Here is a 21,351-nt window from a genome sequence, read left to right on the forward strand (position 1 = left end):
CCGAGATGACCTCCATGACGGCCTCCCACGCCGCCGACCTGGTCGCCGCGCTGCTGTTCATCCTCAGCCTGGCGGGCCTGTCCCAGCACCGCACCTCCCGCGCCGGCGTCGTCTACGGCATCGCCGGGATGGCGCTCGCGCTGGTCGCCACCATCGTGGTCGCCGCGCAGAGCATCACCGCCGGCGCCGTCGCGCTGATCCTGGTCGCGATGGCGATCGGCGCCGTCGTCGGCCTGTGGCGGGCCCGCAGCGTCGAGATGACGCAGATGCCCGAGCTGATCGCCGTCCTGCACAGCTTCGTCGGCCTGGCCGCCGTGCTGGTGGGCTGGAACAGCTACCTCGAGGTGGAGCGGCACGGCACGGCGCAGACCCGGATCGCCGCGGACCTGCTGAGCATCCACCACGCCGAGGTGTTCATCGGCATCTTCATCGGCGCGGTCACCTTCACCGGCTCGATCGTGGCGTTCCTGAAGCTGTCGGCGCGCATCAACTCGCGTCCGCTGATGCTGCCGGGCAAGAACTTCCTGAACCTGGGCGCGCTGGGCGCGTTCGTGGCGCTCACGGCGTGGTTCACCGTCAGTCCGAGCCTGCCGCTGATGATCGTGGTGACGGTGCTGGCGCTGGCGCTGGGCTGGCACCTGGTCGCCTCGATCGGCGGCGGCGACATGCCCGTCGTCGTGTCGATGCTGAACAGCTACTCGGGCTGGGCGGCGGCCGCGGCCGGCTTCCTGCTCGACAACAACCTGCTCATCGTCACCGGCGCGCTGGTGGGCTCCTCCGGCGCCTACCTCTCCTACATCATGTGCAGGGCGATGAACCGGTCCTTCATCTCCGTCATCGCGGGCGGCTTCGGCATCGAGGCGCCGTCCAGCCAGGAGGAGGAGCAGGGCGAGCACCGCGAGGTGCGCGCCGAGGAGGCGGCGGAGCTGCTGGCCACCGCCCGTTCGGTGATCATCACCCCCGGCTACGGCATGGCCGTCGCCCAGGCGCAGCACCCCGTCGCGGAGCTGACGCGTCAGCTGCGCGAGCGTGGCGTCGAGGTCCGCTTCGGCGTCCACCCCGTCGCCGGCCGCCTGCCCGGCCACATGAACGTGCTGCTGGCCGAGGCGAAGGTCCCCTACGACATCGTCCTGGAGATGGACGAGATCAACGAGGACTTCGCCGCCACCTCGGTCGTGCTGGTCATCGGCGCCAACGACACCGTCAACCCGGCCGCGGCCGAGGACCCGGGCAGCCCGATCGCCGGCATGCCGGTGCTGCGGGTCTGGGAGGCGGAGAGCGTCATCGTCTTCAAGCGCTCGATGGCCTCCGGCTACGCGGGCGTGCAGAACCCGCTGTTCTTCCGCGAGAACAGCAGCATGCTCTTCGGCGACGCCAAGGCGAGCGTCGACGCGATCCTCCAGGCGCTCAGCACCGACGGCCGCCGGCCGGCCGCTCCGGCGCCGCGTCAGACGGTCGCGGGCTAGGCCCTCCCGCTCCACCCCGGGTGCCCCGGTCTCCGCCTCGGAGGCCGGGGCACCCGATTTTGACATTCCTTTACAACCCCGGCCCCGGGGTGCGTCGTCTCTCCTGCCGCTCGACGCTCACCGCTCGATGCGTTCGGATCGACAAGGGAGACGCACGACCATGCGCAGCAGCAGTAAGGCCCTGCGGGCCGCCGCCACCGGCGCCGCCTCGGTGGCGCTCGGGGCCTCGGCCCTCGCGTTCGCGCCGTTCGCCGGCGCGGCCACGCCGGCGACCACCCCCATGTGCACCACCGCCCAGCTGACCGGCGCGCTCGGCGGCGAGGACGCGGGCGCCGGACAGCTCTACTACGACGTGGTGCTCACCAACCACGGCTCCACCACCTGCCACCTCACCGGCTACCCCGGGGTGTCGGTGCTCGACTCGCACGGCAACCAGATCGGCGCGCCCGCCACCCACGACCCGCGGGCCTACGACACCGTCGAGCTGGCCCCGCACGCCTCGGCCACCACCACCATCCACACCGGCAACCGGATGACGAACAACCCCGGCGAGTGCCGGCCCACCTCCACCTCGCTGCGCGTCTACCCGCCGGGCAACCGCGCCTCGCTGGTCGTCCCCGCCAAGGTGACGGTCTGCGACATCTTCACCCTCATCCCGATGGTCGCGGGCGGCAGCACCCTGCCCACCCCGCCGGCCGGCGGCGGCAGCGGCTCCGGCACGCCGACGGCCACACCGAGCTCCGGCTCCTCGGCGATCCCCTCGGCCGCGCCGACCTCGCAGGTCAGCGCGGTGCCGAGCGGCGCTCCCGCGACCGGTGAGGCGCCGACCTCCTCCGACGGATCCGGGGGCGCGCTGGCGGTCGGCGGCGGCGCGCTGCTGGTGGTCGGCGGCACGGGCGTCGCGGTCGCCCGTGCCCGGCGCTCCCGGGCGCGGGGCTGATGCCGCGTCGCCCGGAGGCGGCACGGTCGGCACGCTCGGGGCGGTCGGGGCGGCCGGGGCGGACCGCACGGACCGGTGTCGCGCTCGCGGCCTGCGGGCTGCTGCTCGCGGGCTGCGCCGCGCACGCCGACAGCTCCCCGCCGGCGGCCCCGGTGTCGGCGGGCGGGTCGGCGTCGGCCTCCGCGCCGTCCGGCGTTCCGGTCGCGCCGCTGGGCCGGTCGCTTCCGGTGGGGCTGACCATCGCGTCGATCGGCGTGCACGCGTCCGTGATGTCCGTCGGGCTGAACCCCGACGGCACGGTCGGCGTGCCGCCGATCGAGGCGAACGCGCCCGCCGCCTGGTACGACGGGACGCCGACGCCGGGCCAGACCGGCCCGTCGGTGATCCTCGGGCACGTCACCGTCGGGCAGTTCGGCGACGGGGTCTTCCTGCACCTGTCGCGGATGCGGCCGGGCGACCGGATCGAGGTGAAGCGGCAGGACGGCTCGACGGCGGTGTTCACCGTCGACCGGGTGCAGACCGTCGGCAAGTCCGCCTTCCCGACCTCGGCCGTCTACGGGAACGTCGACCACCCCGCGCTGCGTCTCATCACGTGCGGCGGCCCGCATCTGAGCGGCGGCGGCTATCCGGACAACGTGATCGTCTACGCCTCTCTCACCGGGACCGCGTCCTGAACGTCGGGGTGCGCAGCCGGGAGTGGGCCGCGGAAACCGGGCCCGAGGTCATGAGGGGGGCGGTCACCGCGGATCGCACGGAGCACACGGAACACGCGCACGGGACCGAGCGCGCGCACGGCACGGAACGCGCGGGGCGCAGGGAGCGAAGAGAACGCCGCAAGGCGTCGGAGGAGGACGCGGCCGAACTGTTCCGCAGCCTCTACCCGCGCCTGGCGGGCTGGTGCCGTCGTCTGGTCGACGACGACGGCACCGCCCACGAGATCGCCTCCGAGGCCTTCACCCGGCTGTGGGCGCGCTGGACCACGGTCGACGAACCGACCGGGTTCCTCTACGTCACCTCCGCCAACCTGGTGCGCGACCACTGGCGCAGAATGGAGCGCGAACGGCGCGCGCTGCGCCGGGCGGGGCAGGAGGAGTCGGTGCGCCAGACCGTCGAGGGGGACGAGCCTTCGGTGCGGCTGCTGGTCCAGTCGCTCCCCGAGCGCCTGCGCGACCCGGTGCTGCTGTACTACTTCGCGGACCTGCCGGTGCGTGAGGTCGCGGCGCGCCTCGGCCGTCCCGAAGGCACCGTCAAGTCCGACCTGCGCACCGCCCGCGAACTGCTCCGTGCGACCCTTGGGGGCTTCCATGACCCGATCCGCTGACCGCTTCGGCCCGGACGGCGACGCGGACCGCCACGCGGACGACCCGGGCGGGCCGGACGCCGGAACCGATCCGCTCGCGGAGCTGGCGCGCGGTCCCTTCGAGTCGCTGCCCATCCCGGAGGGCGCCTTCGGCGAGCTGCGGCGGCGCGCGGCCCGGCGCAGACGCCGGCGTGCGACGCTGAGCGCCACGGCGGGCGTCGGCGTGCTCGCGGTGGCGGTCTACCTGACCGGGGCGTTCTCCCCGCAAGGCCCCGGCGAGGTCGTCACCCCGCCCGCGAGCGCCGGACACGGCGTGTCCAACCCGGTGACCGTGCCGCCCTCGACCGGACCGGGCAGCGCCCACTCCCCGTCCCCGACGCCTTCGGCGGCTCCCACGACGAGCACCCCGACCGGCGGCACGGGCGGCTCGGCGAGCGCGAGCGCTCCCGCGAGCGCCGGCGGCACCCCGACGGCGGGGACCGGCGGGACCGGCGGCACCCCGCTGTGCACCGCCGCCCAACTGGCCCCGCACCTGGGCGGGGGCAACGCGGGCGCGGGCCAGATCTACACCTACCTGGTCGTCACCAACCGCAGCTCCACGCCGTGCCATGTGACGGGCTTCCCCGGGCTGTCGCTGCTGGACGCCTCGGGCCGTCAGATCGGCGTGCCGGCGACCTACGACCACCTGGCGTACGCGCCGGTGGTGCTGGCCCCGGGCGCGTCGGCGAGCGACACCATCCACACGGTGAACCGCCAGACGAACAACCCCTCGGAGTGCCAGCCGGCCTCGACGTCCCTGCGGATCTACCCGCCGGGCAGCCGCGCGTCGCTGGTCTTCCCCGGTCAGGTGACGGTCTGCCTGGGCACCTTCGAGGTGACGCCGTTCGGTCCGGGCGCCACCGGCAATCCGGCGAACTGACCCGCGCCGGGCCGGGTGGTTGTCGGTCCGGCCGCCTTGTCGGTGGGCGGTGGTAGCTTCGAAGGCATGACGCCGGAGGAGCTCGCCAACCTCGCTCACCTGCGCCGGGCCCGGGATCTGATCGACCGCGAGTACGCCCGACCACTCGACGTGCCGACGATGGCCGCCCGCGCGCTGATGTCGCCCGCGCACTTCTCGCGGCGCTTCCGCGCGGCGTACGGCGAGACCCCGTACAGCTATCTCATGACCCGCCGCATCGAGCGGGCGATGACGCTGCTGCGCGGGGGCATGAGCGTGACGGACGCGTGCATGGCGGTGGGCTGTACCTCGCTGGGTTCGTTCAGCTCGAAGTTCACCGAGATCGTCGGCGAGACGCCGAGCGCCTACCGCGACCGCGACCACAGCGCGGTGGTCGCCATGCCCGCCTGCGAGGCCAAGGTGCGCACCCGTCCCACCCGCGAGCCGGCCTCCGGCTCGGCGCGTCCGGCATCGAGCAGGATTCGAGAAGCAGGCGGCGACACCGCCGCCTAACGTGAGCGGCATGACCATCGCTCTCCAGTACTGCCACATCACCGTCAACGACGTCGACGAGTCGGTCGCGTTCTACCGTGACGCGCTCGGGCTGGACCTCAAGAACGACGTCGCCTCCGGCGGCTTCCGCTGGGTCACCCTCGGCAGCCCCGACCAGCCGGAGGTGGCCGTCGTGCTCTCCGAGCCGCACGCCGGCCGGTCGCAGGCCGACGGCGACGTGCTCCAGGAGCTGCTCACCAAGGGCGTCCTGCCGTCGACCATCTTCAGCACGGACGACGTCGACGCGACCTTCGAGCGGGTGCGGGCCTCGGGCGCGGAGGTGCTCCAGGAGCCGATCGACCAGCCGTGGGGCCCGCGCGACTGCGCGTTCCGCGACCCCTCCGGCAACATGGTCCGGATCCAGGCCACCAAGTCCTGACCTCTCCCCTCCGTCGCACGCCCGTCCCGGCCGCCGTCACGGCGGCCGGGATTGACGCGTTCGCGGAGACGGTCATACGGTTCCCGAGGGTGTTCGCATAGATGTCCCGCGTTCACATACAGGAACCAGGAGCAGCCTGCATGAGCCGGATCGCCGCCGTCACCGTCACTCCCGTCGCGTTCCAGGACCCGCCGTTGCTCAACGCCGTGGGCGTGCACGAGCCCTACGCGCTGCGCGCGATCGTGGAGGTCACCACCGACTCCGGCGTCACCGGCCTCGGCGAGACCTACGCCGACGAGGGGCACCTGCTCCGGCTGCGGCAGGTGGCCGAGGCGGTCATCGGCCAGGACGTCTTCGCCCTCAACCTGATCCACGCACGCGCCGCGCAGGCGCTCGCCGGGGCGACCGGCAGCGACGGACACGGGCTCACCGGCCGGATCACCACCACCGGCACCGTCGACCGCGTCTTCTCCCCCGTCGAGGTCGCCTGCCTCGACATCCAGGGCAAGCTGCTCGGACGCCCCGTCAGCGACCTGCTCGGCGGGGCGGTCCGCCCGCGCGTCCCCTTCAGCGCCTACCTCTTCTACAAGTGGGCCGCCCACCCCGGCGGCGCGCCCGACGCCTGGGGCGAGGCACTGGACCCGGCCGGCATCGTCGCCCAGGCCCGCACGATGGTCGACCGCTACGGCTTCACCGCCGTCAAGCTCAAGGGCGGCGTGTTCCCGCCCGAGCAGGAGATCGCGGCGATCCGCGCGCTGCGCGAGGAGTTCCCGGAGCTGCCGCTGCGTCTGGACCCCAACGCCGCCTGGAGCGTCGAGACCTCGGTCGAGGTCGGCAAGGAGCTCGCGGGCGTGCTCGAGTACCTGGAGGACCCGACCCCCGGCATCCCCGGCATGGCGGAGGTCGCCTCGCGCGTCCCCATGCCGCTGGCGACCAACATGTGCGTGGTCGGCTTCGACGAGGTGCCGGCCGCCGTGCGCGCGGGATCGGTCGCTGTGGTCCTCTCCGACCACCACTACTGGGGCGGACTTCAGCGCTCCCGGCTGCTCGCCGGGATCTGCGAGACCTTCGGGCTGGGCCTGTCCATGCACTCCAACTCCCACCTGGGCGTGAGCCTCGCCGCCATGGTCCACCTCGCGGCCACCACCCCGAACCTCGGCTACGCCTGCGACACCCACTGGCCCTGGAAGCGCGAGGACGAGGACGTCGTCCGCCCCGGCGCCCTCGCCTTCGAGGGCGGCTCCGTCGCCGTCCCCCGCGCCCCCGGTCTCGGCGTCGAACTCGACCGCGACGCCCTGGCCCGCCTGCACCGGCAGTACCTCGACTGCGGCCTGCGCGACCGCGACGACACCGGCTACATGCGGCGGGTCGACCCGTCCTACCGGCTGGTCCAGCCGCGCTGGTGAGCACGGGCGCGCGGGGTGACCGTTCGCGCGGCGGGATCGGCGCGCTCTCGGTAGCGTCGGGAGGAGCGCCCTGTGATCCGTGGAGGCAGTCATGAGCGAACAGGCACCCCCGCCGCTGGCCCCGGTGGACGAGGACTGGCAGACCGCGCTCGCCGTCGTGGCGCACCCCGACGACATGGAGTACGGCGCGGCGGCGGCCGTGGCCCGCTGGACAAGGCGGGGCAAGCGCGTGGTGTACGCGATGGTCACCAGCGGCGAGGCCGGCATCGACGGGCTGGACCCCGAGCAGTGCGGGCCGCTGCGCGAGGCGGAGCAGATCGCGTCGGCGGCCGTGGTCGGCGTGGACACCGTGGAGTTCCTGCACCACCCGGACGGCGTGCTGGAGTACGGCCTGCCGCTGCGGCGCGACATCGCCCGGCTGGTGCGCCGCCACCGCCCGGACGTCGTGATCACCACCAACTACCGCGACACCTACGGCGGCGTCTTCCCCAACCAGGCCGACCACATCGCCGCCGGGCGGGCGGCGCTCGACGCCGCCCGCGACGCCGGGAACCGCTGGGTGTTCCGGGAGCTGCTGGGCGAGGGGCTGGAGCCGTGGAACGGTGTGCGGATGCTCCTCGCGGCGGGCTCCCCCGAGTCCGGCCACGGCGTGGACGTCACCGAGACCTTCGCGCTCGGCGTGGCGTCGTTGGCCGAGCACAAGGCGTACCTGGCCGGGCTCGGGGACGGGGCCATGGCCGACCCGGAGGAGTTCCTGGAGGGCTTCGGCCGCATGACGGGGTCCCGGCTCGGGGTCCGCTACGGCTCCGCCTTCGAGGTGGTGTACCTGCGGCCGCCGGAGTAGGCCGGGGTTTCGCCGGTCAGACGTCCGCCGGTCAGGCGGCCTGGGGAACGAAGGGAAGCATTTCCTCCCGCTCCTTGCTGACGACGCCGTAGGTGGCTTCCGGCACCTCGAGCCAGGCGCCGGGCAGGTCTCCGAGGGGTTCGGAGACCACCAGGCGCGCGTGGTCGGCCACCCCGCGGAGCATGGCCAGATCGGGATACATCTCCCTGAGCTGCGGGACGCTCCGGTTGAAGTAGAGCGATCGGCTCTGGCCCGCGCTCGAGTACCGGAACGCCCACAGGGAGTCGCCGTCGCTGGTCGCGATGGTCCCCTGGAAGGGGAACTGGTGCCCGTGCTCGCGTCCGCGCGCCTCGACGAACCCGATCGTGCGCGCGACGGCGCCCGGAGGGTCCTCCTCGAGCCCGAAGGTGAGCGCCAGGAAGAACATCAGCTCGCTGTCCGTCGTGCCGCCGATGTCCAGGTAGAGCGAGGGGTCGACCGCGAAGGCGAGATCGCGTTTGATGTCGGCGAAGCCGTCGATGAATCCGTTGTGCATCCACAGCCACCGCTTGTACCGGAACGGGTGGCAGTTGGTCTGCTGGACGGACGACCCGATGGCGGCGCGGATGTGCGCGAAGAACAGCGGTGAGGTGGTGTGCGCCGACAACTCGCGCAGGTTGGTGTCGTTCCAGGCCGGCTCGGTGCCGTGGAACACCCCTGGCGTCTCGGTGTCGTCGTACCAGCCGATTCCGAAGCCGTCGCCGTTGGTCGTCTCGGCCCCGAGCTTGGAGTGCAGGCTCTGGTCGATGAGTGAGTGGACCGGTGTGTAGAGCACATCCGTCAGCCGGACAGGCGAGCCCCAGTAGGCGAGCCAACGGCACATGGTCGACCTCCTTGGACGTGACGGCCGGAAGTTCCACGGCGCAAGAACACCGGCGGGTTTCGGTCGCTACACCAATTGTCGACCAGCCCCTTGAGCGACGCAGGGCGAGAAGCGTGGCCGTGAGGAACCTGTTCCTGGCAGCCCGGCGCGGGCTGGGATCCCGGGACGAGCCCGGCCTCGCGGCGGCGTACAGGGCGCCCCGTATGCTCGGACCATGGTCGGCACAGAGTCGTCGGGGGTCGAGCGGGGGCCGGGGCGTCCGCGGGAGGCCCGTGTCACGAGCGCCGCCCTCCAGGCCGTCGTCGAGTTGATCACGGAGCAGGGCGTCGCCGCCGTCACGATGGACGCGGTGGCGGCTCGCGCCGGGGTGAGCAAGCCCGCGCTCTACCGCCGCTGGCCGTCCAAACAGGCGCTCATCGTCGCAGCCGCCGAGACCCGCGTCGGACCGCTCGTGGTTGCGGACCAGGGCGATCTGCGAGCCGAACTGCGTGAGGTGTTCACCGCGCGCCTGGAGTCCTACCGGCTGCCCGGGACGGACCGGCTGCTGGCCGAGTTGATCGGCGCAGCCACCAGGGACAGCACCGAGCGGGAGGCGTACGCGGCGTACGCCGAACGCGTGACAAGCGAGACCCGGGTCATACTCGAGCGCGCGCTCGCCCGCGGCGAGGTCAGGTCCGACGTCGACATCCGGTCCGCCGCCACGCTCGTGGCGGCGCCGCTCATCTACCGCCTGCTGGCGGAGCGCCGACTGCCCGACGCGCGCTTCGTCGACGACCTGGTCGAACTCACCGTCCGCGCGGTCGCACCCTCGGAGACCGTCGTCTCAGCCTCCTTCGGCCGTGCTCGCCTCGGTTCCTGACGGTCGCGGCGGTGCGGAGGGCATGAGCCGGGCGCGCACGACATAGGACACGACCACCGCGACGATCACCAGTGGCATCAGCGCCAGGGCGTCGGACGCGAGCAGGATGCTCGGGATCAGGACGGAGGTCAGCGGGAGGTTCAGCATGGCCACGCACAGGGCGCCCATGCCCATCCCGGCGCCGGCGATCATCGGCAGGCCGGGCAGGTGGGACATCGCGATGCCGCCGGCCGCGCCGATGAACAGGCTGGGAAAGACCGGACCGCCGCGGAAGCAGCTGAGTGACGCGCCGTAGGCGACCGACTTGAACAGCACGAGCAGGACCAGCGGGCCCGCCGTCCACGACGCGGCGTTCTGCACCAGCACCGGCAATGCGGCCTGGCCCGAGAACAGGACCTCGTCGGTCCCCTTGCCGGTCGCGCCCTCGAACGCGATGGCGCACCCGCCTACCGCGAGCCCGACGATCGACGTCGCCCAGAGCAGGCGCGGTTCGACGATCGGCTGAAGCCATTGGCCAAGCCTGGTGACTCCGACGCCGAGGACGGCCGCCGCCACGCCGATGACCAGCGCCCAGAGGAACTCCACCACGTCCGGGCTGGTGAACGCCGGGATGTGAGGGACGGCCAGAGTGAAAGTGCCGTAACCGGTCCACCGGTCCAGGCCGACGAAGATCAGCGTGCCGACCCCGGCGGCGAGCAGGCCGGGCACGAGGATGACGCCGAGCAGGGAACCGCCGATCCCGGCGGTCTCCATCAGCAGGAACGCTCCGGAGAGCGGGGAGCCGAGCAGGGTGGCGATGGCGGCGAAGCTGCCGGCCGCGCCGATGACGGCGACCGCCTGGGCCGGGGCGTCGCGGCGCAGCAAGTGCATGGCGAGCGCACCGAGGCCGGCGCCGATCGCGATCAGGGGCGCCTCCGGTCCGAGTACCGCGCCCAGTGACAGCGTGGCGAAGGCGGCGAGCACAATGCCGTACAGGTCGACGGGTCGCACCGGCTTACCCGTCTTGAAGCCCTCGGCCGGCTTGTGGCCGGAGGTACCGGGCAGGAACCTGATGCACAGGGCGACGAGAAATCCGCTCAGCACCAGCGGGGGCAGCGGCCACCACAGGGGTGTCCGGTCGAAACCCAGGTCCTTGGGGAGCGTGGAGAAGACGAGGGTCTGGGTGGCGTCCACCCCTTTGAGGAAGAAGTACGACGCCGTGGCGATGGGAACGCCGATCACCGCGCCCAGGACCAGAAGCGCCAGATACTTCTTCGACCTGAGCAGGCTCCCGGGATCGACCGCGGGCTGGGTCGGGGCGTCGCTGGTCGTCACGCCGGGACGCCGAGGTCGACACTCATGGTCCGATTACGCGCCGCAGCCACGCGCTCGCGCAAGCCGTGTCGGCCGATCGGCTGAGACGGCCGCGGCGGGCCGTCGACCTGCACGGCGTCGCGGTTGCGGCGAGCCGACAGCGACCCCACGCTCGACATGTGGACCAGCACCAGACCGGCCGTCAGTTCACCCTGCGTCACCGTGACCACGTCGTGGTCGTCGTGGAGCTCGGTGCGGCCCTGCGCTCGTACGCCGTCGCCGGCCGTCAGCTGCTCGACGGGTTCGACGCCGAGGGGCCTATCACCGGCGGGCGGGGCCAGCTCCTCGTGCCCTGGCCGAACCGGGTCCGCGGCGGCCGGTACCGGTGGAACGGGCAGGACCTCCAGCTGCCGCTGTCCGAACCGGAGCACGGCAACGCCATCCACGGACTGCTGCGCTGGGTCTCCTGGCGGGCGGTGGAGTCGGACGACCGGCACGCCGCGCTCGAGGCGACGCTGTGGCCCCAGCCCGGGTACCCCTTCCACCTCGACGCGCGCGCCGACTACCGGCTGGACGACGACGGGCTGGAGGTCACGGTGACCGCGTGGAACCGCGGCGGGACCGCGGCGCCGTACGGCGTCGGCCAGCACCCCTACCTGACCGTCGGCACGCCGACCGTCGACGAGGCCCTGCTCACCGTTCCCGCCGGAACCTGGTTCAGCACCGACGAGAACGGACTGCCCGTAGGGGAGGCGGACGTCTCCGGGACGCCGTACGACTTCCGCGAGCCGCGCGCCGTCCGCGAACAGCGGCTCGACACCCCGTTCGGCGCACTCCGGCGGGACGGGCGAGGACGGGCGGTGGTGCGCCTCGCGCATCCGTCCGGCGACCACGGAACCGACCTCTGGCTCGGCGAGGGCACCGAGTACCTCCAGATCTACACCGGCGACACCCTCCCCGCGCCCGAGCGACGCCGCGCCGTCGCCGTGGAGCCCATGTCCTGCCCCCCGGGCGCCTTCAACAGCGGCGAAGGGCTCGTGAGCCTGGCCCCCGGCGAGCGGCACACCATGCGCTGGGGGATCACCCCGTGGCATCGGTAGACCCCGGCGAAGCCCCGGCGCATCAGCTCCCACGCGTGCTGATGCCCTTCGCTCCGGCGGAGGTCGGCGGCCTGCCGGCGACGTGGGACGCCCTCTACTGGGACGGCCGCGACGACCCTCCTGACGCGGCGGCACTGCGGGCCGTCGAGTTCTTCGTGTTCCCGTACGGCTTCCACGCCGCGGCCCTCCCGATGCTGTCGCGGCTCCCCCGCCTGCGCGTGGTCCAGTCGCTGAGCGCGGGAGTCGACGATCTGCTGGCCGAGCTGCCGGAGGGGGTCACCCTGTGCAATGCGCGCGGGGTGCACGACGCCAGCACGGCGGAACTCGCCGTCGCACTCGTGCTCGCCGCCCTCCGCGGCATCCCGGGCTTCGTGCGCGACCAGCGGGCCCGACTGTGGTGCGAGGGCTTCCGACCGGCGCTGGCCGGACGGACCGTGCTGCTGGTCGGCTACGGGTCGATCGGAGCGGCCGTGGACGAACGGCTGGCCCCGTTCGAGTGCCGGGTCCTGCGCGTGGCCCGCTCCGCCCGCGACACGGCACGCGGACCCGTCCACGCCCTGGAACGACTGCCGGCGCTGCTGCCCGAGGCGGACGTGGTGGTGCTGACGCTGCCGCTGACCGCGGACTCCCGCGGCATGGTCGACGCCGCCTTCCTGGCGCGCATGCGGGACGCGGCCCTTCTGGTCAACGTGGCCCGCGGACCGATCGTGGACACCCGGGCCCTGCTGACGGAACTGCACAGCGGCCGTCTGTGCGCGGCCCTGGACGTGACCGACCCCGAGCCTCTGCCCCCGGACCACGCCCTCTGGTCGGCCCCCAACACCCTGATCAGCCCTCATGCGGGCGGCAGCAGTTCGGCCTTCCTGCCACGGGCCCGGGCGCTCGTCCAGCAGCAGCTCGCCGCCTTCGTGGCCGGCATGCCGCTGGCCAACATCGTGGCCGGGCCGGACCGGACCGGGAACCCCGGGGGTCGCAAGCAGCGCTGATCCCGCGCACATCGGACCGGTTCCCGCCAAGGGAATCCTGCAGCATTCGGAGCACTCATGGATCGCTACCCGCCCATCGCCGACCACGGGCTCGTCGGGAACCTGCAGACCGCCGCCCTGATCTCGTCGCAAGGCGTGCTGGACTGGTTCGCGGCCCCGCGTTTCGACTCCCCGAGCGTCTTCGCCGCCCTTCTCGACCACGACCGCGGCGGGTACTTCCGTCTGGCGCCCGTCGAGCACCACCCCACCGACCGGCAGCTCTACTACCCGGACTCCGCCGTCCTGGTCACCCGGTTCATGTCGGAGGACGGGGTCGGCGAGGTGATCGACTGGATGCCCCCGCACACCGGCGCCGAGGTGTCCGACCGGCACACCGTGGTCCGCGCGATCCGCGCGGTGCGCGGCACGGTCCGGTTCACCCTGGACTGCTGCCCGCGCTTCGACTACGGGCGCGCCGAGCACGAGGTGAGCGTCGACGGCCAGGACGCCGTCTTCCGCGCACCCGGGGCGACCCTGCATCTGCGCGCCATGTTCCCGCTCCACCGCAAGGAGAACGACGTCCACGGCACCGTCACGCTCCAGGCCGGCGAGACCTCCGGCGCGGTGCTCACGTTCTGCGCCGGCGACGGCGATGCCGAGGCTCCGCCGGCGCCCACGGTCGACGGGCTCACCGAGGAGCTGTGGCGGACGGTGGACTTCTGGCAGGGCTGGGTGCGCAAGTCCACGTACAAGGGGCGCTGGCCCGACATGGTGCGCCGCTCCGCGATCACCCTCAAGCTGCTGACGTACGCCCCGACGGGCGCCCTGGTCGCGGCGCCCACGATGGGGCTGCCGGAGCAGGTCGGCGGCGAGCGCAACTGGGACTACCGGTTCACCTGGGTCCGCGACGCGTCACTGTCGGTGCGCGCCCTGCTCGACATCGGGTTCACCGACGAGGCCCGGGCGTTCACGTCCTGGCTCGTCGCGCGCCTGCACGAGCGGCTGGACCACCCGGGCGAGCGGCTTCAGATCATGTACCGCATCGACGGCGACCCGCAGTTGTCCGAGGAGAACCTCGAACACCTCGAGGGCTACCGGGGCTCCGCTCCGGTGCGAGCCGGGAACGCGGCCATGGACCAGCTCCAACTCGACATCTACGGAGAGGCGTTCTACGCCCTGGCGCAGGCCAGGGAGGCCGGGGTCCAGCCGGGCTACGACGGCTGGAAGGGCGCCGCGCGCACCCTCGACTGGCTGTGTGACAACTGGGACCGACCCGACGAGGGCATCTGGGAGACCCGGGGCGGACGCAAGGACTTCACCTACAGCCGCGTCATGACCTGGACCGCCTTCGACCAGGGGCTGCGGCTGGCCGAGCAGTTCAGCCGTCCCGGTGACGTGGACCGCTGGCGCGAGGCGCGGGACGCGGTGCTGGAGCAGATCATGACGCGCGGCTGGAGCGAGAAGGAGCAGGCTCTCGTCCAGCACTACGACGGGGACGTCCTGGACGCGTCGCTGCTGCTGATCCCCCGGGTCGGCATGCTGGGGCCGCAGGACCCGCGCTGGTTGTCGACCCTCGACGCGATGGACCGCAAGCTCGTCTCGGACAGCCTCGTCTACCGCTACGACCCGGCCGCGTCACCGGACGGCCTGCGCGGCTCGGAGGGCACCTTCAGCCTCTGCTCCTTCCTGTACGTCGACGCTCTCGCCCGCGCCGGGCGGCTGCGTCAGGCGCGGTACGCCTTCGAGAAGATGCTCACCTACGCCAACCACGTCGGCCTGTTCGCGGAGGAGATCGGTCCCGCCGGGGAGCAGTTGGGCAACTTCCCGCAGGCGTTCACCCACCTCTCGCTGATCATGGCGGCCTGCTCCCTCGACGAGGCGCTGGACCGGGAGCTCGGGCGCTGAGCCCCCGGCCGGGCACCAGGTCGAGGAGCTGCGCGGACGGACGAGCGGTCCGGCGCGTGCGCTGATGCGTCAGGTCACTCCGCGGGCTGGGCCGCGCCGGTGTCGGGCTGCCCGGGTGAGACGCGGCGCCAGAAGACGTGGTAGGTCCAGCCCTGGTAGACCAGCACGACCGGGAGCAGGACGATGGCGACCACGGACATGACCTTGAGCGCGTAGTTCCCCGAGGCGGCGTTGCTGACGGTGATGTCGTACGCCTGGTTCGTGCTGGACACGATGAGGTGGGGGTAGAGGTCGACGAAGACCGACAGCACGCAGGTGGCGATGGTCAGGGTGGTGGCCGTGAAGGCCCAGCCCTCGTGACCGGACGTCACCAGCCAGGCGGCGGAGATCACGAGCAGGACCGCGATCAGCTGCATGATGCTGGGCAGGACGCCCTTGCCCGCGGTGGAGTGGGTCCACGGGAGGAACGCGAGCACCGCCAGGGCGGTGAACGGGGCGATGCGCCGGGCCAGCAGCCGGGCCCGGCCGCGGACGGTGCCGGTGGTCCGCAGGGTGAGGAAGACCGCGCCGTGCAGGAGGCAGAGCAGCACCAACGTGAGGCCGGTGAAGACGGCGTACCCGGAGAACAGGTCGCCGAAGTTGCCGGAGAACTCCTGGTCCTGCCCGATCGGGATGCCGTGCAGCATGCCGCCCAGCATGACGCCGAGGAAGAAGGGGACCAGCAGACTGCCGACGGTGAGCGTGGTGTCCCAAACCGTCCGCCAACTGGAGCGCTCGGCCTTGTCGCGGAACTCGAAGGAGACCCCGCGCAGGATGAGGCCGACCAGCACGAGGACCAGCACGAGGTAGTAGCCGGAGAACAGGGTGGCGTACCAGCCGGGGAAGGCGGCGAACATCGCCGCGGCGGCGACGATCAGCCACACCTCGTTGCCGTCCCACAGCGGCCCGATCGTGCCGATCGCGGCGCGTCTGCCGGCATCGTCCCTGGCCACCACGGTGTGCAGCAGGCCCACGCCGAGGTCGAAGCCCTCCAGGACGAAGAAGCCGGTCCACAGCACGGCCGTGAGGATGAACCAGAAGGTGGCGAGCGCCATCGTGCGACCTCGTTGGTGCGGTGTCGGTGGGTCCGGCGGTGGTCAGTAGGCAGGTGTCAGTAGGCGGGTGTCAGTAGGCGGGGACCGGCTGCGGTACCTCGCTGCTCGGCGGTACGGCGGGATCCCGGCGGGCGTAGCGGGTCATCAGGACGATCTCCACGACGGCGAGCGCCAGGTAGAGCAGGAAGAAGACGAGGATGCTGATCGCCACCGTGGTGGTGGTGATCGACGGCGACACGCCGTTGCGGGTGAGCTGGATGCCCTGGACGATCCAGGGCTGGCGGCCGCTCTCGGTGAGCAGCCATCCGGCGGTGTTCATCAGGAACGGCAGGATCACGACCCAGGTGGCGACCCCCAGGAACACGCGTGCCGTCGACAGCTTCTTGCGCAGGAGCAGCCACAGCCCCCACAGACCCACCAGCAGCACGATCGTGGCGAGGTAGGCCATCACCCGCATCGACCAGTACTGGATGAAGATGTTCGGGACGTAGCTCCCCGGGCCGAACTGGGACTCGTACTGGCTCTGCACCGTGTTCAGCCCGAGCACCTTGCCGTTCCAGTGGTTGGTGGCCAGCAGCGAGAGCAGGTGCGGCACCTGGATGATCTTCGTCGGGGTCTCGTCGTTCTTCCCGCCGCCGACCTGGAAGATGGAGAACGAGCACGGCTGGCAGGTGGTCCACTGGGCCTCGGCGCCCGCGATCTTCATCGGCTGGTACTTGCCCTCGGTGACGCCCAGTTCGCTGCCGACCAGCATCGCCACCAGGATCGCGGGCACGAGCACCACCAGGGACAGGCGCGCCGAGGCGTGGAACACCAGCGGCGATCGCCCCTTGCGCAGCTGCCAGGCCGAGACCGCCAGCATCACGACCGCCCCGGTGACCACCGAGGCCAGCAGCACGTGCAGGTAGCCCCGCAGGAAGACGGGGTTGGTGAACAGCTTCCACACGTCGTTGAGCTGCGGACGCCCCGTGCTGGGATTGACGGTGTATCCGACCGGATGCTGCATCCAGGAGTTGGCCGCCATGATGAACGCCGCCGACAGCGCCCCGCCCAGGGCGACGGCCCAGATGGTGGCGAGGTGGACACGCTTCGGCAGCCGGTCCCACCCGAACACCCACAGCCCGAGGAAGGTCGACTCCAGGAAGAACGCGGCCAGCCCCTCCATCGCGAGCGGCGCGCCGAAGACGTCTCCCACGGTGCGGGAGTAGACGGACCAGTCCATCCCGAACTGGAACTCCTGGACCAGACCGGTCACGACGCCGACCGCGACATTGATCAGCAGCAGGGTGCCGAAGAACTTCGTGAGCCTGAGGTAGTCGGCCAGGCCGGTACGGTGCCAGGCGGTCTGGAGCAGCGCGGTGAGGAAGCCGAGGCCGATGGTGACCGGGACGAACAGGAAGTGGTAGATCGACGTCATGGCAAACTGCAGCCGCGCCAAGTCGAGTTGACTCACCGTTCTCCCCTCGCCCAAGGGCCCACGCCAAGCGCCGCGACGCATCGGGCTCGATGTCCGTATAAAGGACTACTTATCCATCGCGAGTGAATCACGCCGCGGCGTGAGGGGAATCCGCAACATGCCAGGGATCAGCCGATCGGCCGAGGCGCCTTCATCCACGCGTCCGGGTCCTGGACCGTCCCGACCGCCAGGAGGATCCATGGAAGCCCCAGCCCCGCCGATCCTGGTGGTCATGGGGGTGTCCTCGTCCGGGAAGAGCACCGTCGCGGCCAGGCTCGCCTCCCGGCTGGGCGTCCCGTTCCTGGAGGGCGACCGACTGCACAGCCCCGAGAACCTCGAGAAGATGAGCTCCGGCACGGCCCTGACCGACCTGGACCGGGAACCGTGGCTGGACGCCCTGGCGGCATGGATCCGCAGGAACGAGCGGAGCGGCCGCGGCGGGGTCGTCTCCTGCTCCGCGCTCAAACGCTCCTATCGCGCCCGGCTCCGCAGCGCCGGGCGGGTCTGGTTCCTCTACCTCGCGCTCACCCCGGAACTCGCCGCCCGCAGGATCGCCCGGCGGACCGGACACTTCATGCCGCCCGGGCTGCTCGAATCCCAGTTCGAGATCCTGGAGCCCTTGGAGCCGGACGAGTGGGGTGCCACCGTCAGCGCCGCCGGCACCGTGGACGAGGTCATGGCCGCGGTCGACACCGTGCTGCCGCGCGGGGCCGACTGAGAGCGGGACCTGACCCGGGCGCCCGTGTCCGCTCGCCCTCGCGCGCTCCTCGCTCTAACGTCGAAGGAGACAATCCGGACAGGTCTCCCCGGGTCCCTCAGAAATCGGGCATCCGGACGCGCAGTATGCCCTGGACCGGCCGGGAGGACGCCCGGGAGGACGCCCGGGAGGACGCGCAGCGGCCCGGGAGCTTCAGCGGAACTCCAGCCCGACCGGCGCCGGCCCTGAAACGGAGTGCCCATGGCTGACAGCGAACACTACGACGTCATCGTGATCGGGACCGGCGCGGGCGGCGGCACGCTCGCCCACCGGCTCGCCGGGACCGGCAAACGGATCCTGATCCTCGAACGCGGCGGCTACCTGCCCCGCGAGCGGGACAACTGGGACTCGACCGCCGTGTTCGTCAAGGGAAAGTACCGGGCCCCGGAGTACTGGTACGACAAGGACGGCAACAGCTTCCCGCCCGAGGTCAACTACTACGTCGGCGGGAACACCAAGTTCTACGGCGCGGCGCTGTTCCGGCTGCGCCCCGAGGACTTCGGCGAACTGCGCCACCACGACGGGCTGTCCCCCGCCTGGCCGATCCGGTACGAGGACCTGGAGCCCTACTACACCCAGGCCGAGCACCTCTACCTCGTCCACGGCCGCCACGGCGAGGACCCCACCGAGGGCCCGGCCAGCGCCCAGTACGCCTACCCCCCGGTCGAGCACGAGCCGCGGATCCAGCAGCTCAGCGACGACCTGGAGAAGCAGGGCCTGCACCCGTTCCACCTGCCCATCGGCGTGAACCTGACCCAGGACGCCGACGGCAGGGCGCGGCACGACAGCGTCTGCATCCGCTGCGACCGCGTGGACGGCTTCCCCTGCCTGGTCGGCGCGAAGTCCGACGCCCAGGTGATCTGCGTCGACCCCGCCCTGCGGCACGACAACGTCACCCTGGTCACCGGCGCCGACGTACGCCGTCTGGAGACCGACCCCTCCGGGCGCACGGTCACCGGCGTGGTCGCGGAACTCGACGAGGGCGGCACGCGCACGTTCAGCGGCGACATCGTCGTCGTGGCCTGCGGCGCGGTGAACTCCGCGGTGCTGCTGCTGCGCTCCGCCAACGACCGGCACCCCGCGGGGCTCGCGAACAGCTCCGACGTCGTGGGCCGCCACTACATGCGGCACAACAACATGGCGCTGATGGCGGTCTCGAAGGAGCCCAACCCGACCGCCTTCCAGAAGACCCTGGCCCTGCACGACTGGTACCTGGCCGGGGACGACTGGGAGTTCCCCATGGGCGGCATCCAGATGCTCGGCAAGTCCGACGCCGACCAGATCCACGGCGAGGCCCCGCGCTGGGCCGGCGCGGTCTCCCCGGACATGCCGTTCGAGGTACTGGCCCACCACGCCGTCGACTTCTGGCTGTGCGGCGAGGACCTGCCCGTGAACACCAACCGGGTGACGCTCGACAAGGACGACCAGATCCACCTCGCCCTGGACGAGAAGAACAACATCGCCGGGCTGAACCGGCTGCGCCACCAGCTTCAGGGCATGCTCGGGCGCCTGGGCATGCACGAGCACCACCTGCTGTCGCACAGCCTCTACCTGCACAAGGGGATGCCCATCGGGGCCACCGCCCACCAGGCCGGAACGGTGCGCTTCGGAACCGACCCGGCCTCCTCCGCCCTGGACGTCCACTGCAAGGCCCACGACGTGGACAACCTCTACGTCGTGGACACCAGCTTCTTCCCGAGCATCGGCGCGGTGAACCCGTCGCTGACGGCCATCGCCAACGCCCTGCGCGTCGGCGACCACATCGCCGAACGCATCCGCTGAGCAGGAGGGTCAGCACATGGCAACCAACCAGATGGACGCGCTGGTCATCTTCGGCGCCACCGGCGACCTCGCCAAACTGGAGACCTTCCCCGCCCTGGTCGGCCTCGTGGAACGCGGCGTGCTCGACAAGCCGATCGTCGGCGTGGCCAAGAGCGGCTGGGGCCTTCCGCAGTTCCGCGACTACGCCGAGGCGTCGCTGAAGCTGAACGGCATGGACCCCGGGACGCCCGCCGCGACCAAGATGCTGGGGCTGCTGCGCTATGTCGACGGCGACCTCGACGACGACGCCACCTACACCGCCATGGCCGAGGCGATGGGCGACGGCCGGCAGGCCCTGTACTACCTGGAGGTGCCGCCGCCCCTGTTCGGGCGGATCGCCAAGGGCATCGCCGGCGCCGGCCGCGCGCAGGGCGCCCGCGTCATGGTCGAGAAGCCGTTCGGCACCGACCTGCTCAGTGCCCGCAAGCTCAACGACACCATGCACGAGTACTTCCCCGAGGACGCCATCTACCGGGTCGACCACTGGCTCGGCCTCGACCCCGTGGAGAACGTGCTGTTCGCCCGGTTCGCCAACTCCGTCATCGAGCCGCTGCTGAACCGCACACACGTCCGCAGCATCCAGATCACCATGGCCGAGGCGTTCGACGTCTCCGACCGCGGCCGCTTCTACGACCGCACCGGCGCCGTCCGCGACGTCGTGCAGAACCACATGCTCCAGGTGCTGGCCACCGTCCTCGCCGAACCGCCCGCCGGGCAGGGGCTGGAGTCCTGGCGCGACGCCAAGGCCAACATCGTCGCCTCGCTGCGCCCGCTGGACCCCGAGCACATCGTGCGCGGCCAGTACGAGGGCTACCTCGACGTCGACGGCGTCGCCCCGGGCTCGACCACCGAGACCTTCGCCACCGTACGGCTCGCCTCCGACTCCTGGCGCTGGGCCGACGTGCCGATCCTCATCCGCGCCGGCAAGTGCATGCCCGTCACCGCCACCGAGGTGACGATCCACTTCCGCCCCGCCCCGCACGACGTCTTCGGCCTGCGGCCCACCCCCGCCACCAACAGCCTGCGGTTCCGGATCTGGCCCGAGACCCAGGTCGGCCTCACCCTGGCCGGCAAGGCTCCCGGCGGCAGCTGGGAGGCCAAGCACGAGGAGCTCTCCTTCAGCGAGACCCCCGGCTCCGACATGCGTCCCTACGACCGCCTGATCGGCGCCGCCCTCGACGGGGACCGCTGGCTGTTCGCCCGCGAGGACACCGTCGAGGCCGCCTGGCGCGTCGTCGACCCGATCCTCGGCGACGCCGCCCCGGTCCACCCCTACGCCCGCGGCACCTGGGGCCCCAAGGAATCGGACGCCCTCCTCCCCGAAGGCGACGCCTGGCACGACCCCGCCGCCTGAACCCCGACGCCGCGTCCCCGGTCGCGCCACACCGCCGACCGGGGACGCGGCGCCACGCGCG

Annotated in this window: 20 protein-coding genes; 16 read left to right on the forward strand and 4 right to left on the reverse strand. The window is 72.0% G+C overall.

Going from position 1 to position 21,351, the window contains the following annotated elements; all coding sequences use genetic code 11:
* Positions 1-5 precede the first annotated feature (5 nt).
* The 9 genes from pntB (at position 6) to TR50_RS31990 (ending at position 7,824) form a co-directional block, all read left to right on the forward strand.
* The gene (gene pntB, locus TR50_RS31950) at positions 6-1,466 is read left to right on the forward strand and encodes a Re/Si-specific NAD(P)(+) transhydrogenase subunit beta (protein WP_042430355.1); all 1,461 of its coding nucleotides are present in this window, start codon (positions 6-8) and stop codon (positions 1,464-1,466) included.
* A 160-nt stretch (positions 1,467-1,626) separates the two neighbouring features.
* On the forward strand, positions 1,627-2,406 hold the full coding sequence (locus tag TR50_RS50445) for a DUF4232 domain-containing protein (RefSeq protein WP_052441600.1): 780 nt from the start codon (positions 1,627-1,629) through the stop codon (positions 2,404-2,406).
* Positions 2,406-3,080 carry a class F sortase gene (locus tag TR50_RS31960; RefSeq protein WP_084701311.1) on the forward strand — a complete coding sequence of 225 codons (675 nt, stop codon included), beginning with the start codon at positions 2,406-2,408 and terminating at the stop codon, positions 3,078-3,080. Before TR50_RS50445 ends, TR50_RS31960 begins: the two co-directional genes overlap by 1 nt.
* 50 nt (positions 3,081-3,130) lie before the next feature.
* On the forward strand, positions 3,131-3,727 hold the full coding sequence (locus TR50_RS31965) for an RNA polymerase sigma factor (protein ID WP_084701313.1): 597 nt from the start codon (positions 3,131-3,133) through the stop codon (positions 3,725-3,727).
* Complete coding sequence (locus TR50_RS43140; protein ID WP_052441601.1) at positions 3,711-4,625, forward strand: DUF4232 domain-containing protein; 915 nt, start codon at positions 3,711-3,713, stop codon at positions 4,623-4,625. The genes TR50_RS31965 and TR50_RS43140 overlap by 17 nt, the downstream gene beginning before the upstream one ends.
* Before the next feature lie 66 nt (positions 4,626-4,691).
* A complete protein-coding gene (locus TR50_RS31975; RefSeq protein WP_042430357.1) occupies positions 4,692-5,156 on the forward strand; it encodes a helix-turn-helix transcriptional regulator in 465 nt (154 codons plus the stop codon).
* Between the two features lie 10 nt (positions 5,157-5,166).
* Positions 5,167-5,574 (forward strand): VOC family protein, encoded by a 408-nt coding sequence (locus TR50_RS31980; protein ID WP_042380898.1) that lies wholly within the window; start codon positions 5,167-5,169, stop codon positions 5,572-5,574.
* 140 nt (positions 5,575-5,714) lie between these two features.
* Entirely contained in the window at positions 5,715-6,980 is a 1,266-nt protein-coding gene (locus TR50_RS31985; RefSeq protein WP_042430359.1) for a glucarate dehydratase family protein, read from the forward strand.
* A gap of 91 nt (positions 6,981-7,071) precedes the next feature.
* Positions 7,072-7,824, forward strand: a complete 753-nt coding sequence (locus TR50_RS31990) for a PIG-L deacetylase family protein (protein WP_042430362.1) — start codon at positions 7,072-7,074, stop codon at positions 7,822-7,824.
* Between the two features lie 31 nt (positions 7,825-7,855).
* On the opposite strand, the gene TR50_RS31995 is transcribed toward TR50_RS31990, so the two are convergent.
* Entirely contained in the window at positions 7,856-8,686 is an 831-nt protein-coding gene (locus TR50_RS31995; protein WP_042430365.1) for a class II glutamine amidotransferase, read from the reverse strand.
* A gap of 214 nt (positions 8,687-8,900) precedes the next feature.
* Here TR50_RS31995 and TR50_RS32000 point away from each other — a divergent pair, with 214 nt between their 5' ends.
* Positions 8,901-9,545, forward strand: a complete 645-nt coding sequence (locus TR50_RS32000; protein WP_042430370.1) for a TetR/AcrR family transcriptional regulator — start codon at positions 8,901-8,903, stop codon at positions 9,543-9,545.
* Here the strand turns inward: TR50_RS32000 and TR50_RS32005 are convergent.
* Positions 9,510-10,859, reverse strand: a complete 1,350-nt coding sequence (locus tag TR50_RS32005) for a chloride channel protein (protein ID WP_042430373.1) — start codon at positions 10,857-10,859, stop codon at positions 9,510-9,512. The two genes, TR50_RS32000 and TR50_RS32005, sit on opposite strands and share 36 nt — an antisense overlap.
* 158 nt (positions 10,860-11,017) lie before the next feature.
* Between TR50_RS32005 and TR50_RS32010 the strand changes: the two genes are divergently transcribed.
* Genes TR50_RS32010 through TR50_RS32020 form a run of 3 tightly spaced genes read left to right on the forward strand, consistent with a single transcriptional unit; the run spans position 11,018 to position 14,808 of the window.
* Complete coding sequence (locus tag TR50_RS32010) at positions 11,018-11,938, forward strand: aldose 1-epimerase family protein (protein WP_042430376.1); 921 nt, start codon at positions 11,018-11,020, stop codon at positions 11,936-11,938.
* 41 nt (positions 11,939-11,979) lie between these two features.
* The gene (locus TR50_RS32015; protein ID WP_084701317.1) at positions 11,980-12,924 is read left to right on the forward strand and encodes a 2-hydroxyacid dehydrogenase; all 945 of its coding nucleotides are present in this window, start codon (positions 11,980-11,982) and stop codon (positions 12,922-12,924) included.
* Positions 12,925-12,981: 57 nt separating this feature from the next.
* Positions 12,982-14,808 (forward strand): glycoside hydrolase family 15 protein, encoded by a 1,827-nt coding sequence (locus tag TR50_RS32020; protein WP_042430383.1) that lies wholly within the window; start codon positions 12,982-12,984, stop codon positions 14,806-14,808.
* Between the two features lie 74 nt (positions 14,809-14,882).
* Here the strand turns inward: TR50_RS32020 and cydB are convergent, their stop codons facing one another.
* Complete coding sequence (gene cydB / locus TR50_RS32025) at positions 14,883-15,902, reverse strand: cytochrome d ubiquinol oxidase subunit II (protein ID WP_042430387.1); 1,020 nt, start codon at positions 15,900-15,902, stop codon at positions 14,883-14,885.
* Between the two features lie 70 nt (positions 15,903-15,972).
* A complete protein-coding gene (locus TR50_RS32030) occupies positions 15,973-17,400 on the reverse strand; it encodes a cytochrome ubiquinol oxidase subunit I (protein WP_162484984.1) in 1,428 nt (475 codons plus the stop codon).
* A gap of 157 nt (positions 17,401-17,557) precedes the next feature.
* Between TR50_RS32030 and TR50_RS32035 the strand changes: the two genes are divergently transcribed.
* The 3 genes from TR50_RS32035 to zwf all read left to right on the forward strand — a co-directional run bounded on the left by TR50_RS32035 (position 17,558) and on the right by zwf (position 21,290).
* Positions 17,558-18,076 carry a gluconokinase gene (locus tag TR50_RS32035; protein ID WP_042430394.1) on the forward strand — a complete coding sequence of 173 codons (519 nt, stop codon included), beginning with the start codon at positions 17,558-17,560 and terminating at the stop codon, positions 18,074-18,076.
* A gap of 240 nt (positions 18,077-18,316) precedes the next feature.
* Positions 18,317-19,897: a GMC oxidoreductase gene (locus TR50_RS32040; protein WP_042430397.1), complete on the forward strand. Its 1,581-nt coding sequence runs from the start codon at positions 18,317-18,319 to the stop codon at positions 19,895-19,897.
* Positions 19,898-19,913: 16 nt separating this feature from the next.
* Positions 19,914-21,290 (forward strand): glucose-6-phosphate dehydrogenase, encoded by a 1,377-nt coding sequence (zwf, locus tag TR50_RS32045; RefSeq protein ID WP_042430400.1) that lies wholly within the window; start codon positions 19,914-19,916, stop codon positions 21,288-21,290.
* Positions 21,291-21,351: the final 61 nt, after the last annotated feature.

The sequence above is a fragment of the Streptacidiphilus anmyonensis genome (genome assembly GCF_000787855.1).
GTDB classification, from domain to species: Bacteria; Actinomycetota; Actinomycetes; order Streptomycetales; family Streptomycetaceae; genus Streptacidiphilus; species Streptacidiphilus anmyonensis.

Coding starts and splice junctions, on each gene's coding strand:
- TR50_RS43140 (WP_052441601.1), top strand. CDS start 3,711: ATGACCCGATCCGCTGACCGCTTCGGCCCGGACGGCGACGCGGACCGC.
- TR50_RS32000 (WP_042430370.1), top strand. CDS start 8,901: ATGGTCGGCACAGAGTCGTCGGGGGTCGAGCGGGGGCCGGGGCGTCCG.
- TR50_RS32040 (WP_042430397.1), top strand. CDS start 18,317: ATGGCTGACAGCGAACACTACGACGTCATCGTGATCGGGACCGGCGCG.
- TR50_RS32020 (WP_042430383.1), top strand. CDS start 12,982: ATGGATCGCTACCCGCCCATCGCCGACCACGGGCTCGTCGGGAACCTG.
- TR50_RS31960 (WP_084701311.1), top strand. CDS start 2,406: ATGCCGCGTCGCCCGGAGGCGGCACGGTCGGCACGCTCGGGGCGGTCG.
- TR50_RS31995 (WP_042430365.1), bottom strand. CDS start 8,686: ATGTGCCGTTGGCTCGCCTACTGGGGCTCGCCTGTCCGGCTGACGGAT.
- TR50_RS31990 (WP_042430362.1), top strand. CDS start 7,072: ATGAGCGAACAGGCACCCCCGCCGCTGGCCCCGGTGGACGAGGACTGG.
- TR50_RS32035 (WP_042430394.1), top strand. CDS start 17,558: ATGGAAGCCCCAGCCCCGCCGATCCTGGTGGTCATGGGGGTGTCCTCG.
- TR50_RS31965 (WP_084701313.1), top strand. CDS start 3,131: ATGAGGGGGGCGGTCACCGCGGATCGCACGGAGCACACGGAACACGCG.
- pntB (WP_042430355.1), top strand. CDS start 6: ATGACCTCCATGACGGCCTCCCACGCCGCCGACCTGGTCGCCGCGCTG.
- cydB (WP_042430387.1), bottom strand. CDS start 15,902: ATGGCGCTCGCCACCTTCTGGTTCATCCTCACGGCCGTGCTGTGGACC.
- TR50_RS31975 (WP_042430357.1), top strand. CDS start 4,692: ATGACGCCGGAGGAGCTCGCCAACCTCGCTCACCTGCGCCGGGCCCGG.
- zwf (WP_042430400.1), top strand. CDS start 19,914: ATGGCAACCAACCAGATGGACGCGCTGGTCATCTTCGGCGCCACCGGC.
- TR50_RS31980 (WP_042380898.1), top strand. CDS start 5,167: ATGACCATCGCTCTCCAGTACTGCCACATCACCGTCAACGACGTCGAC.
- TR50_RS31985 (WP_042430359.1), top strand. CDS start 5,715: ATGAGCCGGATCGCCGCCGTCACCGTCACTCCCGTCGCGTTCCAGGAC.
- TR50_RS32030 (WP_162484984.1), bottom strand. CDS start 17,400: ATGCGTCGCGGCGCTTGGCGTGGGCCCTTGGGCGAGGGGAGAACGGTG.
- TR50_RS50445 (WP_052441600.1), top strand. CDS start 1,627: ATGCGCAGCAGCAGTAAGGCCCTGCGGGCCGCCGCCACCGGCGCCGCC.
- TR50_RS32015 (WP_084701317.1), top strand. CDS start 11,980: ATGCCCTTCGCTCCGGCGGAGGTCGGCGGCCTGCCGGCGACGTGGGAC.